Origin of the sequence: Helicobacter sp. 13S00482-2, from assembly GCF_002272795.1 — a bacterium.
Taxonomy (GTDB): domain Bacteria; phylum Campylobacterota; class Campylobacteria; order Campylobacterales; family Helicobacteraceae; genus Helicobacter_J.
In genome coordinates, this window is record NZ_MLAT01000008.1 from 1 (window position 1) to 14,349 (window position 14,349).

The window sequence follows — 14,349 nt, forward strand, 5'->3', positions numbered from 1 at the left end:
GGAATTGCAAGAGGTTGGGTTATTTTAAAAGGTTGAAAAAATATCATTTTTTTGAAAAAAAATTTTTAAAAAAGAAAAAAAATATTTACGAAAAAGGGGGTTTTAGCCCCACCCCCCCCTATTTTCCCCCTGGGGAATAAGGTATTAATAAAAAACATAGAAACATTAAAAAAAGGGGGGGGGGTTGGGAAGTTTAAAAAGGGATTTTTTACCGCCACTATCGGCGATCCTAGTGGTAAAAATGAAACCAGAAAACAACTCAGCAAAGAACAAGTAGAGCAAAATGCTGTTACCTATAAAGAGCAAGTTTTTAAAATACTTGATCCAAAACACACAGAAATTTGTTTTAACTCCAAATGGATTAACGAATTAGGAGTATCGGGACTCGTTAATTTGACATCAAAATTTTCTGTGGCTAGAATGCTAGAGAGAGATGATTTTGAAAAAAGATACAAAGAGGGACGACCTATTAGCATCATTGAATTTATGTACCCTCTTCTTCAGGGCTATGACTCGGTAGCATTGAAGTGTGATATTGAGCTTGGAGGAAATGATCAGAAATTCAATTTGCTTGTAGGTAGGACACTTCAAAGGGCATTTGGAATCAATAAAGAACAATCAGTCCTCACTGTCCCCTTGCTTGAAGGCCTTGATGGCGTGAATAAGATGAGTAAAAGTTTAGGAAATTATATTGGGGTTACAGAAAATCCTAACTCAATGTATGCTAAAATAATGAGCATTTCAGATGAGCTGATGTGGAAATATTACGAGCTTTTAAGCACAAAAACCATCAAGGAATTGAATGATTTAAAGAATGCTGTTGTTTCTGGGAGTTTCCATCCTAAAAAAGCCAAGGAAGAATTGGCTTTAGAAATTGTGCAAAAATATCATGGTTTAGAGTGTTCTATGAAAGCAAAAAATGAATTTGATAGTGTATTTACAAAAGATGAAATGCCTAGTGATATATTAGAAATGAAGTTTGAAAAGGGTATTTGGATTTGCGAATTGCTTAAATTAGCAAATCTTTCATCTTCAACATCTCAAGCAAGACGTGATATTCAAGGAGGGGCTCTTAAAATAAATAAAGATAAAATTATAGATCAAGACTATAGGTTTGAGAGTGGAGATTATATTGTTCAAATAGGTAAGAGAAAATTTATTAAAGCAGTGATTATATAACTAGGGGAAAGGATTAATGAAAACGACACTAGGGTCTTTAAAAATCGGAAAACATACTATTAAATATCCCATATTTCAGGGAGGTATGGGAGTTGGTATTAGTTGGGATGAGTTGGCAGGAAATGTATCTAAAGAGGGTGCACTAGGAATTATTAGTGCTGTTGGGACGGGCTATTATAAAAAAATGCAGTTTGTTGAGAAAATAGTGCATTCTAAGCCCTTTGAGGCAATCAATTTTTATTCTAAGTGTGCCTTGAATGAGATATTTAAAAATGCCAGAAAAATATGCCAAAACAATGCTTTGGGAGCAAATATTCTTTATGCTATTAATGAGTATGGGAGAGTTGTCCGTGATGCTTGTGAGGCAGGTGCAAATATAATTGTAACAGGTGCAGGACTTCCTACAAATATGCCCGAATTTACAAAGAATTTTCCAGAAGTAGCACTTGTGCCTATTGTATCTTCAGTGAAAGCATTGAGAATTTTATGTAAAAGATGGGAAGAACGTTATCAACGAGTTCCTGATGCAATTATAGTTGAAGGTCCCCTCAGTGGAGGGCATCAAGGTTTTAAATATGAGGATTGTTTTAAAGAAGAGTTTCAGCTTGAGAATTTAGTTCCTCATATCGTTAATGAAGCAAAACAATGGGGAGAGATTCCTGTGATAGCTGCAGGAGGAATATGGGATAGAGCCGATATTGATAGAATGATCGCATTAGGTGCTAGTGGGGTTCAGATGGGAACTAGATTTTTAGGTACTAGAGAATGTGATGCTAAAGCTTATGCTGAAATTTTACCACAGGTTAAAAAAGATGATATCAAACTCGTTAAATCACCTGTCGGTTATCCTGCTAGAGCGATTAATGTTGGAGTATTGCAAAGACTTCAAGAAGGGAATGCTCCTAAAGTGAGATGTGTGAGCAATTGTGTATCGCCCTGCCATCGTGGAGTAGAAGCAAAAGCGGTCGGTTATTGTATTGCAGATAGTCTAGGAAAAGGACATTTAGGGGATAAACAAGAGGGGCTTTATTTTAGTGGTGCTAATGGTTATCGTGTTGATAAAATAATAAGTGTGAAAGAACTCATGCAAGAGCTAACACAGGAGTAGAGGGTGTGAGAGTCCTGATTGGCATTTTATGTTTATTGGGATTCTTATTGGCCTCAGAGCCTAAAATACTTCAGATTATTCCTTTTGGAACAAGTAGTGTTCGCATAACTTTTGATCAAGATATTTCTAAATTAGTTATCAAAGAACACACACTCAAGGATTTTAGAAGTTTTCTAGATATTGAGGCAATTTTGGTCACTCCAAAGAAGATCTATAATTTTTCTAACAAAACTCAAATATCTATCGCTCAAAATAATTCACAAATTGTTCGTATTGTTGTTAAGACAAATAAAGATAGCTCTTATCAGACTAGAATTGTGCAAAAGCATCTTTATATCAGCGTCATTGATAAGCTCCCAGAAGTTTCTAAAAACTCCTCTGTATCTAAAAAACCACTTAAAGTGCCTACTCATTCATCTAAAAGAACTTTAGAAACATCTAAGGTGAGATCTCAAACTTCTGAAATAAAAACCCCCCCACAAGCGCATTCTAAAACTCCTAACACCACTAAAGAGCAAAATATTTCTAATGTACCAAAAACAATCACCAAATACAGAATTGTTATTGATCCTGGACATGGTGGGAAAGATTGTGGTGCAATGGGTATTACAAAAGTTTGTGAAAAAAACATTGTGCTCAGTGTGGCAAAGTTTTTAGATCAGGAGTTGAAAAAAAGAGGTTATATCACCTATATGACACGAAATAAAGATATTTATATTAATCTTAAAGAACGTACGGATTTTGCCAATGCGAAGAATGCAGATCTTTTTGTATCCATTCATGCAAATTCTGTTACAAAAAATTCCAGCAATTCTCCACAGGGCATAGAGACCTATTTTTTATCCACGGCAAGAAGTGAGAGAGCTAGAAAAGTTGCTGAACTTGAAAATAAAGATGATGTGGATGTGATGAATTATTTTTCACGATTTTCTTTTTTGAATTCCTTGAATTCACATCGCCTTATTGCTTCCAATAAGCTTGCCATTGATATTCAATTTGGGATTTTAAAAGAACTCAGGAAGAATTATCAAGGAGTTGTTGATGGAGGAGTCAGAGAAGGACCTTTTTGGGTTCTTGCGGGAGCACTAATGCCTTCTGTGTTGATTGAGATAGGTTATAATTCAAATCCCATAGAGGCACGACGCATTGATGATAAACGTTATCAAAGATTTTTAGCAAAGGGTATAGCCGATGGGATTGAAGGTTTTTTTGCAAAAAATTATTAAGGAAAAAAATGAGCAAGATTAATATGTATAAAGTTGTTTTTTCATCAATATTTTTCTTGTTATTTGTTTTCACCGTGCTTTCGCTTTTGGTTTCTCAATTTAGTAGTATTTTTTCACAATTATTTTTAATACTTACATATGATGAACGTGCTTATGATAGCATCATAGACTTTTTTTGTTTTTGTGGTATTTTAATGTCCATTTTTTACTTGATTGCTTCTACTTGGTGGGATAAAGATGTCTTATTGCAACGTATTGTGAGTGTGATTTTTTGTATAGGATTTATTTTTTTATTGACTTTTCGTTTAAGTACTGAAAAAACTCTTGATTTTACTATACTTGGATTTGTCTCTGATAGTGGCTTTGAAAGACTCTCTTTTGGTGAGATTCTGATCAAGAATTTTCAATCTATTGTTATTTCTGGATTTGTTTATATCTTTTTTGTGATTTTGCCTCTGATATTTTTTGGTTTTGGCTATGGTCTTAATACTAAAAATATATTTGGCAAGTATCTTGATTTCTTCTGTCCTTCTATCAATATTTGTATCATAGCACTCTTTGCCTCTGGTTTTCAGGCATATTATGATAAATCAAATACATTTTTGTATGTAGATTTTTTCATCTTTTGTTTGTGTTTAGTGTTATTTTTAAGAGTATTTTTAATGCATAAAGAGCTTTTTGGATATTATGAATATGCAAATATATTGCTTATGATCATAGGGATTTTGATATGCTTACTTTGTTCTAATATCATTTCGCAAGCACAAGATTATTACAATGCAAAAGAGGCATTTTATCTACTAGTATTTTTAGGTTGGTATGGTGAATGGATGTATAAGAGTTTATCTAAAGACTTTCATGTAAAATGATTGCTAAAACCGTGAGGGTTTTTTGATTTTTTTGAATAAAAGTTCTCTATAAAATCTCTCTAATCCTAATCTCTCTTTTGATTCTATTTTATAATAGATATGTTCTAGGTACTCTAAGATATATTTTTTTGGAATAGAAGTTTTTTGTGAGTACTCATTTAGAATATAATAGGGGATTTTAATCTTTTTTTGGTTGAATTTTTCTGAGAGATTTTTATAAAAATCACCATGAGTGTTATAACAAAATCTTCCAAATATAAATGGTAAATGTTTTTTTTCATACCATATCTTTCCCATATCAATGTGTTTTCCATTATGATACCGATATGATAGAGCTCTATCCCCGATAAGAACTTCACCTTTTAATCCTAAGACTTTGCATAGTGCGTTTGAAGTCGCAGATTGGTAATCTTCTGATTGTGCGGTTGGCTTTACAATCACGCTCCAAACACTTCCTTTGGCAATAATACCTGAGGAGGTGATTTTATTTTTTCGCCAAGAGTGGTATCCTGCAATAGAAGATATAAATCCCGCATCAATTCTTTTAAACAAAAAATCTTTATTTAATCTAGATGGATAAGATTTGTGTAGTTGCAAGAATTTTTTAAATCCAGAAGTTGTGGGGTATGATTTGATAAATACATCAAATGGAGCAAGATTAAGATAGTCTATTTTCCCAAATCGCATTTATAATTACCTTTTCATTCAAATAAAACTAAACTATTCTACCTAAAAATTATCATATCTAATGAAACAAAATTATTTTTTTGAATATTCATAGTGTTTTTGCTTCTAGTTTTTTGCTTAAAATAGACAAAGGATAGCACAGGAAAAAATAAATCGCAAAAATTGCTCCATAGACCCAAAAACTAGCATCAGGAATTTTTAAAATATTCGCTTCAATGATTTGTTGGCCTACTTTGAGCAGATCAATAACGCCTATGAGGGCAAGTAAAGAGGTTGTTTTTATCATTCGAGTGAATAAATTGATGGAGCTAGGAAGTAATCGCAGAAATGCTTGTGGAAAAATCACAAAAATGGCGATCTGGATTTTGTTTAGACCAATGGCTTTAGCACTTTGAGTTTGCACTGAAGCAATGGATGTTAAAGCTCCTCGGGTGAGATCTCCCATTTCAGCAATTCCCCATAACCCAAAGACTAAAATGCTTGCCATTAATGCATTGATGTGTATTCCAAAGAAGGTAGAGAACCCAAAATAGACAATAAATAGCCACGCTAAAATAGGTATGATACGGATACTTTCTAAATAAAAACGGCATAGAAAATTTATTAAAATTGATTTAGAAGTCATCATTATGCCCATTAAGGTTCCTCCCAAAATTGCTATGATGATGGAAATAACAGATACATAAAGCGTTATAAATATCCCGTGCGAGAATCGCAAAATGGTTGTGGGTTCAAAAAGAAACATCATGCTCATTTTATCGCCTTAAAGTCTTTTTTTGTATTGATGTTCTAGAAAAACAAACAATGCAGATATTGGTAATAAAACTATCAGATAGCTTAATACCAACATTAACAAAGCCTCATCTGTCTTATAATATGTTCCAATAAAATCTCTTGTCACAAACATCACATCAACTAACGCAACCGCACTTACTACTGAAGTTTCTTTGAGTAGAAAAATAGTATTAGCCCCAAGATAAGGAATAGAAATGCTAAGACTCTGGGGCAATATAACATGATAGAATAAACTAAACTTTCCTAATCCTAGACTTTTTCCTGAATCAATTTGTGTTTTGTTGATAGCTTGCAAGCCAGATCTGAAGCTCTCTGCCATATAGCTCCCACCTAAAAAAGCCACAGAGATAATCGCACATTGATAGGCTTCAAGTTTTAAACCAATTTGTGAAAGTCCATAATATAAGAAAAAAAGATGAATCAACATTGGCGTGTTGCGTGAAATTTCAATGTAAATTTTTGAAATAGTTTTGATATATTTGATTTGATAATAAAGCGTTAATGCAACCATAAAACCAACTATCAAAGCAAATAAAATGCCCCAAAATGATATTTGTAAAGTCAGGTATAAACCTTTTGTATATGCTGGTATTGAATGTATCATAAAATCCCAATCTAGCAATGCGATCTCCTTTTTGTGAAACTGTATCTTCAATGACAGATAAGTTCATTTTGGTGCTAAGATTTTAACAATGGCCACGATAACGTGTAACTAGCTTATAATGAATAATTTGATACAATACAATAAAAATAAAAATGGATATAAATGATTCAAATGCAACACATACGAAATTTTTCTATTATTGCTCATATTGACCATGGTAAAAGCACATTGGCCGATAGATTGATTCAAGAGTGTGGGGGTGTGAGCGAACGAGAGATGACTAGTCAGATCATGGATACTATGGATATTGAAAAAGAACGTGGCATCACGATAAAAGCACAATCTGTCAGATTGAAATATGTTTTAGATAAACAAGAGTATATTTTGAATCTCATTGACACTCCTGGTCATGTTGATTTTAGTTATGAAGTCTCACGATCACTTGGTTCTTGTGAGGGTGCATTACTAGTAGTAGATGCTTCTCAAGGTGTCGAAGCTCAAACGATTGCTAATGTATATATCGCACTAGAAAATAATCTTGAAATCATTCCTGTTATTAATAAAATTGATCTTCCAGCTGCCGATCCTATAGCTGTGGCTGAAGATATTGAAGAAACTATTGGGATTGAGTGCACAGATGCATTATGTGTGAGTGCCAAAAGTGGGCTAGGTATCAAAGAATTATTACAGAGAATTGTGGTTCAGATTCCTCCACCAAATGGAGATCAAAATGCCCCTACAAAAGCTTTGATTTATGATTCTTGGTTTGATAATTATTTGGGAGCTTTGGCTTTAGTGCGTTTAAAAGATGGTTCTATTAAAGTGGGTCAAGAGGTTCTTGTGATGAGTACAGGGAAGAGACATGAAGTTTTAGGGTTATATTACCCTCATCCAGTCCATAAAATACCTACAAAAGAAATAAACTGTGGAGAGATTGGAATCATCTCACTTGGTTTGAAAAATGTTACAGACATGGCAGTTGGCGATACCATCACAGATGCAAAAAAACCAGTATCTAAACCCATAGAAGGTTTTATTCCTGCTAAACCGTTTGTTTTTGCAGGAATTTATCCTATTGATACAGATAGGTTTGAAGAACTAAGAGATGCACTCAATAAACTTAAAATGAATGATTCAGCCCTTAGCTTTGAACCAGAGACTAGTGTTGCGTTAGGTTTTGGGTTTCGGGTTGGTTTTTTAGGGTTATTGCATATGGAGGTCGTAAAAGAAAGATTAGAGAGAGAATTTTCACTTGATCTTATCGCTACTGCTCCAACTGTTATCTACGAAGTTACTCTTACAGACGGAAGTAAGGTATTTGTTCAAAATCCAAGTGAGCTTCCTCCTGAGCAAAAAATAGATAAAATAGAGGAGCCATATGTTAGGGCATCAATCATCACTCCAAGTGATTATTTGGGCAATATCATCACTCTTTTAAGTAACCGAAGGGGAGTGCAAGAAAAAATGGAATATCTCACACAATCGCGAGTTTTGCTAGTATATGCCTTGCCTAGCAATGAGATTGTGATGGATTTTTACGATAAGCTCAAATCTTGCACAAAAGGTTATGCAAGTTTTGATTATGAGCCCATTGAATCTAGAGAAGGCAATTTGGTCAAGTTGGATATTAGGGTTGCAGGTGAGGTTGTAGATGCACTGAGTGTGATTGTGGATAAGGACAAATCTTATGAAAAAGGTAGGGCACTAGTAGAGTCAATGAAAGAAATCATTCCAAGACAGCTTTTTGAAGTTGCTATTCAAGCGAGTGTTGGAAATAAGGTTATTGCTCGTGAAACTGTTAAATCAATGGGTAAAAATGTGACTGCAAAGTGTTATGGTGGGGATATTACTAGGAAACGAAAGCTCTTAGAAAAACAAAAAGAAGGTAAAAAGAGAATGAAAGCCATTGGCAAGGTAGAACTTCCACAAGAGGCTTTTTTGGCGGTATTGAAAATAGATTAAATATGCTTTTACCCTCCAAAGTGGAGGGTTTGTAAAAGTTTGCCTAAGGACTAAAATTTATATCTAATCCCTGCAGATCCGTTGTAGTATTGTTCCCCAGAGGCAATTTTTGCACCTAAAGAACCAAAACCAAAGAGACTTTTGTTTATTTTGAACTCTCCTCCAGCCATCATTGTATAGTAGATTTTATTATTTTGTTCTAGCTCAGAGATAATTTCTACTCCTCCTAGTTTATAAGTGATATTTTTTTGACTATTATAAGAAAGATAATCCACTCCTGGTATGAGGTAAAAATACCCACCATTTTTGAAATATTTTCGAAATTCTAGTGCAAAATTAGTATTGAGAGTGAAATGTCCAGCACCTTTTTGTTCAAATTTTAATCCCTTTTCTTCATAGTTTCCCAAAATATTGTAAGTCGCATTCAATCCTCCTAATGGCTTGATATAAAAATTACTATCTTCGCCTATAGCAAAAGTGTATCCATAGGTAATTCCTATATTGCTAGATTGGTTGATATAATCTGAAGTTTGAGTAGAAGTAACGCTTAAAATTTTCATTATTCGATTTTGATTCACAAAGCCAACATTATGGGAGATGTTTATATCTATTTCGTGATAATGACTGAAAAATCTTGAATATAACCCGATTTGAGCGTTATGGGATTTGGCTGTAATATTACCTTCATTATTGCTTTTAGCATAAGCATAAGTTCCAAAAATCCCCATAATCAGGGATTCGCCTATGATGGCATCATAACCCACGCTACCTCCATAAATGATTGAGTTACCATCAGCTTGTGCATATCCTCCAATCACGGATGCCCAAATATCCATTGTTTGTTGTTTTTCTTCACTAAAAACTTCTTGAAGTGCATCAAAAGCATCTATTTGGATACTTTCATCCATAGCATATCGTTTTTTAGAGAGTTCAAAAATGGCCTTAGAGATTGCATTATTAGTATTGAAAGGATTGCTTTGGAGGGTCAGCCTGTTTTGTGTGAGAGTAGAAGATATCAGATTAACTGTTTTAGCAATGGAGTTGTTTCTGCTTTGAGTTGAAAGATTGTTGATATTTTCTTCTACTGCATTCACAATATTTTCAAGCGTATCTTCATCTTTAATATGTGCGATCACTGAAGTTGCTAGTTCATCAGATAGATTTTTGATACCATTTAAAATATTCATTTTTCGTTTTGTTTTTGCATCCTTATTTTTTGCAGCTAATAGCGTGTTGATAAATTCTTCTTTTTTATCACGGATTTTTTCAATTTTTAGAACCATTTCTTCTAGCTTGGCAATAGTTTCTTGACCTAGTTTAGATAGTTTTTTTTGTAGAATCTCATTTAGGAGCGTTGCCCCAGATTTGATACCTTTTTTATAGTCTCCATTAAGGGCTAGATTTGCATCTGCAAGTGCTTGTGCGTATTCTCTGAGTTTTTCTGGAGTGATGTTGTTATGAGACTCACCTTCTTTTGCCCAACCATTGAGTGCGTCTGCATATTCTTTTAAGGTGGATTCATCTGCATTGAGTATATCTTCAGGAGTAAATTTTTTGCGTGCTTGCTCATTTTTGGCTTTACTGATGCTACTTTTAAGTTTCTCAATAGCTTTGTATTCTGCTAGTTCTTTCAGTGCGTCATAAGCCTCATACCATTCATCAGAATATTTTTCTACTTCATTTTGTTTTTTTATTAGTTCTTGATAATTTGCACTGATATTTAATTCCTGCTCCTTTTTGGCAAGTTCTTCTTGTAGGTTTTTTAGCTCAGGGGAAGGTATGTTTTTAATCATATCGACGATAGCGTTAAAATCGGCCTCAGCAGCTCTTTTATTCACACTCAGTTCAGCTTGTTTTTGTGTTTTTTCACTTTTGTATTGATCGCGTTTGATCCTGAATTCTTTGATGAGTTCCTCAAAATTATTGTATTCTTCATCAATAATGGAGTTATATTTTTTTGTTATCTGCTTTAATTCATCCTTGTTCTTTCCTAATGATTGGAGCATATTTTCTATGTTTGTTTCTGCGTAAGATCTTAAAAACTCTTCAAAAGTTGCGTATTGTTTGTTTTGATTGGCATTGTACTGAATTCTTAGGTTATCGATTTGTTCTTGTGTAGAAAAGAATTTTAATCCTTGTATGGTATCTCTCATTGAATTATCTAGTGTAGTTATGTATAAATCAGCCGCTTTATATATTTTCTCTAATAAATTCGGATTGTAGCTAGAAGAGGATTCATATTTATTTTTGATTTCTTGCAGTTTTGCGATTTTTTCTTCTTGACTAGCTTTTTTTGAGAGGACATCTTGAATATCTTCTAGCATGTATTGTTGATCTTGAATTTTTCTTTGCAACGTTTCATAAGCTTTGATGTCTGGATGAGAGTTATATTTTTTTCTAATAGGAGCTTGATCTTTAAATGGAATATTTTTTAACTCCTCTTGTTTTTCTGCCTGAGCCGCCTCATAAGCTGCTTTTAGTTTTTTTAAATTTTCGTTTTGCTCATCAATGTTTTTTTGAATTTCTTGGAGTTTTTGATTCATAAAATCAGCATTTGCAATATTTTTATATTCTTGCAATTTTTGATCATTAATAGTTTGTTGTTCTAGGAGTTTTTGTAAGGCTATTTTTTTCATTGTAGAGAGTTTTTTGTTTTCTTGAAATTTGTTTTGCTCTAAGAATTCATTAGAGGCTTCTTTAATAAGATCTTCCACGCTTTTTGCTCTAGCTTGTTGTGTAGGCTTAATAGTGAGGTAAAATTCTTTTTTATCGCTTGAGAGTATGGGGTCAAATATTAAATTAGAATTCAGATAAGACTCTGAAACATTAACAAGCACACCATTATTTTTACTAGCATTGAATAAATGGATATTATTGTCCCATTTATCGGCAGTATCTGAAGTGCCATCGTTTTTTTGATTTTGGGAAAAATTTAGTGTGATTCCTCCTTCACTTCTAAGTATTAAGTATGCCTTATTGCCTATGATGGGTTGATCTGTTCTAGTGATGAGTGCAATTTGAGTATTTGATTTTAGTTCGCTTGTTCCAGATACATTGATATAGCCAAAATCTTTGTGATTGATTGCTCCAGAAAACAAATAACCATCATTGATAAAATTTCCTGTAATATTTAAAATCCCTCCATCTATAAGAAGTATGCTTCCATAAGCTCCATTTATAAAATTTCCTGTGACATTAAGTGTTGCATAATCAAAAACAGAAATACGGCCTTCTTTCCAGTTTAATTGTTCGGTAAATAATTTGTCTTGATTGTTTTTATCTGGAGCATTATTGAGTGCATCAACCATAGAGGCACTATGATGTTCTATGTAGTTAGGATTTTGAGCAAAAACCCCATTTTCAAAATTATCTGCACCTGTATTAATGTTGGCATTACTTGCTGCACCGCTAACATATATCCATCCTGAGTTATTAAAACCATTTGAAGTGAAATTCAGATTTAGATTTTGAGCGATGGGAGTTGTGTCATCTTTTGAATCATCTCTAGTGTCATTATAAAAATCATAAGCAAAGCTATTTTCATCACTTTCATCTCCTGTGTAATATCTTGTTTTGGGGTAAGTGATTGAATTTTGCATCCTAGCACTAAAATTGATTTTACCTTTTAGATTTGCGTTCAAACTTGAACCATTGCTCATATAAATAGATCCCTGTATTTTTAAATCCCCACTTTGTTCCATAGAAACTTCTAAGCTTCCTGATTGAAGATATTGATTCTTTAAATTTGTATTTAATGGAGCAATGCTTTGATCTCCAATACCAATACGCAATCCATTGATTTCCCCATCACCAGGACTATTTGCTATGAGTCTTAGATGAGAGTAGGGTCCTATTGAATTTTGTCTTTTTCTGAGTGAATTTTGATCAACAGGAAGATTGATTTTTGAGCCTCTTAAGGTGAGATGACTGCTAGGAGTGCTCCCATCATCAGAAGGCAAGGTATAATAAAATATCATAGTATCAATGTTTGAGAGTTCCACAGATTTGTTGTTGTTTATTAATATCTGTTCAATATTTTCACCAACTTTTTTACTATAACCATCTCCTGCATTCGCAAGGATTTTGCAAGATGGTGCAATATCGCTTGTAGAACATAGATCACTTTGAGTTCCTTGCAAAGCAGTGCTTATACCACCTAATAGAAAAATACTTAAAGCCTTATTCATAATATATCCTTTTGATGTATTGATTGCATTTTTGCAACTGAAATTTTTTAGAAATCAATTAGAATTTTATTTATCTACATTGACAAATCTCCCTAATTGGTTTCCAAAAATAAATTGCTTGAATGTTTTTAAGAATTCATCTATATTTTCTACGACCGCAGCATTTTTTTGACCAGCACATTTTTGCCACTGCTTGAGTGTGTTTTTGGATTCATTTTTTTGAGAAATATTGATAAAAAATAAATCCACATTTACACCTTTGGCTTTATATTCATTACGGATTTTTTCACACATTCCCATAGAGAATAATTTATTTTCCATATACAGCAAATCACTCTCAGCAGAAGAGGAACTTCCAACACTTTCAGAATCAATGCCATCAGTGATGACGACTAAAACGCGGCGTTTGTTTTTTCCTTCTCCTAGCATCGCAGCTCCCCTTAGAATTGCCGTAGAAACAAGTGTGAGACCTCCACCTACATTCTCTGAATCAAAAGGCTTTAGATTTAAAATATCCACACTGTAAGGATCTGTGATTTGTTTAAAACCTTGCTCATAAAATTTCATATCTAGTTTTCGCATTGATTCTTTGAATATATTTTTTTTATCACCATAATAATCATAAGCCACTCCATTGATTCTAGCTTCTGGTATCAAGCTGTTAAAATCTTGGGATCCATAAAATCGAAAACTAAAGACTTTTTTTGGATCAAACATATTTCTAAGAGTTTCTTCATAATCGATAATTTTTGGAAGATTATCTTCTATGTGCGTATGGATAAGATTTTGTTTTGGGGAAGTAAAACGCCTGAACAGTGCAATAGCATTAGATCGTTCTTCGTGGGTAGAGTATGGCGGAGTATCAAAGGTGAGACGATGGTTGTCAATGACTGCTGATCCAATAGGCATCACTCCAGACCAAAAGTCGTAATCTGAAAGAGCATATTCTGGTTTAAAAGTAACTTGAAGTACATAGTAAGAAGCCTCTTGGGTTTGTTCTGTTTGTTTGCCACCAATATTTAGATTATAATTAAAGGATTTTTTTATTTGAGAACCTGCATAAAAAGGCAAAAAAGCAAACTTAGAAGTATGATGAGGGTTTGCATTGATGCTTTGAATAATTTTTAAAATTATCACTTGCATCACTTCAGCACGATTTGCACCAACCTTGAGTTTATTGCAAATAACCTCATCATAATCAGGACTATCAAGTTTGCAAAATCCTATTTTAGAGGTTTTTGTAAAAAAACTTGCTCGCATTGAGTTGGAAAAATCCATTGCAAATACATAATCTACATTTGGATTAATTCCATTAGCGGGTTCTATAGAAACCTTTGCTTTGAGCGTGGTGGATTTTTCTTTGGTAAGGTTTTTGCTAAAGTAGGTTAGAGCAGACATTTGTGCATAAGAATCGATAATTTCTGCAGTATTGCTTTGTTCTTTATTGTCTTTGGTATTTATCTGTGTGGTTTTGGTAGAGATATTTGAAAAATCTATATTTTTGTTGAAATAAGCCTTTAGATAAGATTCTATAAATTTTCGTTTTTCTCCTTCCTCAGATAACGCATTCGCCCCTAATGAAGCTTCTCTTAAGGCATCTTGAAGACGAGCTTGTTTTAAAAGTAAAATACTTCCATCAAAACTAAGTGCTAAAAGCACAATGATTAGCGGTGCAATAATAGCAACTATAAGTGCTATGACTCCATTTTCATCATTTAAAAATTTTTTCATT

Annotated in this window: 9 protein-coding genes and 1 pseudogene; 5 read left to right on the top strand and 5 right to left on the bottom strand. The window is 33.4% G+C overall.

The window, feature by feature from the left end; translation table 11 throughout:
* Positions 1–129: 129 nt before the first annotated feature.
* The 4 genes and pseudogenes from tyrS to BKH42_RS05055 form a co-directional block, all read left to right on the top strand.
* Positions 130–1,179: pseudogene (tyrS, locus tag BKH42_RS05040) on the top strand (tyrosine--tRNA ligase); the annotation flags it as partial.
* Positions 1,180–1,195: 16 nt separating this feature from the next.
* Positions 1,196–2,287: a nitronate monooxygenase gene (locus tag BKH42_RS05045; protein ID WP_095295543.1), complete on the top strand. Its 1,092-nt coding sequence runs from the start codon at positions 1,196–1,198 to the stop codon at positions 2,285–2,287.
* A gap of 5 nt (positions 2,288–2,292) precedes the next feature.
* Complete coding sequence (locus tag BKH42_RS05050) at positions 2,293–3,513, top strand: N-acetylmuramoyl-L-alanine amidase (protein ID WP_095295544.1); 1,221 nt, start codon at positions 2,293–2,295, stop codon at positions 3,511–3,513.
* A gap of 8 nt (positions 3,514–3,521) precedes the next feature.
* Positions 3,522–4,382 carry a hypothetical protein gene (locus BKH42_RS05055; protein ID WP_095295545.1) on the top strand — a complete coding sequence of 287 codons (861 nt, stop codon included), beginning with the start codon at positions 3,522–3,524 and terminating at the stop codon, positions 4,380–4,382.
* A 3-nt stretch (positions 4,383–4,385) separates the two neighbouring features.
* On the opposite strand, the gene BKH42_RS05060 is transcribed toward BKH42_RS05055, so the two are convergent.
* The 3 genes from BKH42_RS05060 to BKH42_RS05070 all read right to left on the bottom strand — a co-directional run bounded on the left by BKH42_RS05060 (position 4,386) and on the right by BKH42_RS05070 (position 6,468).
* Positions 4,386–5,069, bottom strand: coding sequence for an MqnA/MqnD/SBP family protein (locus BKH42_RS05060; protein WP_095295546.1), 684 nt, complete (start codon positions 5,067–5,069; stop codon positions 4,386–4,388).
* An 88-nt stretch (positions 5,070–5,157) separates the two neighbouring features.
* Positions 5,158–5,817, bottom strand: coding sequence for an amino acid ABC transporter permease (locus tag BKH42_RS05065; RefSeq protein ID WP_095295602.1), 660 nt, complete (start codon positions 5,815–5,817; stop codon positions 5,158–5,160).
* A gap of 15 nt (positions 5,818–5,832) precedes the next feature.
* Positions 5,833–6,468 (bottom strand): amino acid ABC transporter permease, encoded by a 636-nt coding sequence (locus BKH42_RS05070; RefSeq protein ID WP_095295603.1) that lies wholly within the window; start codon positions 6,466–6,468, stop codon positions 5,833–5,835.
* Positions 6,469–6,639: 171 nt separating this feature from the next.
* Here BKH42_RS05070 and lepA point away from each other — a divergent pair, with 171 nt between their 5' ends.
* The gene (gene lepA / locus BKH42_RS05075) at positions 6,640–8,430 is read left to right on the top strand and encodes a translation elongation factor 4 (RefSeq protein WP_095295604.1); all 1,791 of its coding nucleotides are present in this window, start codon (positions 6,640–6,642) and stop codon (positions 8,428–8,430) included.
* Between the two features lie 50 nt (positions 8,431–8,480).
* On the opposite strand, the gene BKH42_RS05080 is transcribed toward lepA, so the two are convergent.
* Positions 8,481–12,617: an autotransporter domain-containing protein gene (locus tag BKH42_RS05080; RefSeq protein ID WP_095295547.1), complete on the bottom strand. Its 4,137-nt coding sequence runs from the start codon at positions 12,615–12,617 to the stop codon at positions 8,481–8,483.
* Between the two features lie 66 nt (positions 12,618–12,683).
* The gene (locus BKH42_RS05085; protein ID WP_095295548.1) at positions 12,684–14,348 is read right to left on the bottom strand and encodes a TadE/TadG family type IV pilus assembly protein; all 1,665 of its coding nucleotides are present in this window, start codon (positions 14,346–14,348) and stop codon (positions 12,684–12,686) included.
* Position 14,349 lies beyond the last annotated feature (1 nt).

Excerpts from the sequence above, each read along its gene's own strand:
- BKH42_RS05045 (WP_095295543.1), top strand. The coding sequence starts at position 1,196 with ATGAAAACGACACTAGGGTCTTTAAAAATCGGAAAACATACTATTAAA.
- BKH42_RS05055 (WP_095295545.1), top strand. The coding sequence starts at position 3,522 with ATGAGCAAGATTAATATGTATAAAGTTGTTTTTTCATCAATATTTTTC.
- BKH42_RS05060 (WP_095295546.1), bottom strand. The coding sequence starts at position 5,069 with ATGCGATTTGGGAAAATAGACTATCTTAATCTTGCTCCATTTGATGTA.
- BKH42_RS05065 (WP_095295602.1), bottom strand. The coding sequence starts at position 5,817 with ATGATGTTTCTTTTTGAACCCACAACCATTTTGCGATTCTCGCACGGG.
- BKH42_RS05070 (WP_095295603.1), bottom strand. The coding sequence starts at position 6,468 with ATGATACATTCAATACCAGCATATACAAAAGGTTTATACCTGACTTTA.
- lepA (WP_095295604.1), top strand. The coding sequence starts at position 6,640 with ATGCAACACATACGAAATTTTTCTATTATTGCTCATATTGACCATGGT.
- BKH42_RS05080 (WP_095295547.1), bottom strand. The coding sequence starts at position 12,617 with ATGAATAAGGCTTTAAGTATTTTTCTATTAGGTGGTATAAGCACTGCT.
- BKH42_RS05085 (WP_095295548.1), bottom strand. The coding sequence starts at position 14,348 with ATGAAAAAATTTTTAAATGATGAAAATGGAGTCATAGCACTTATAGTT.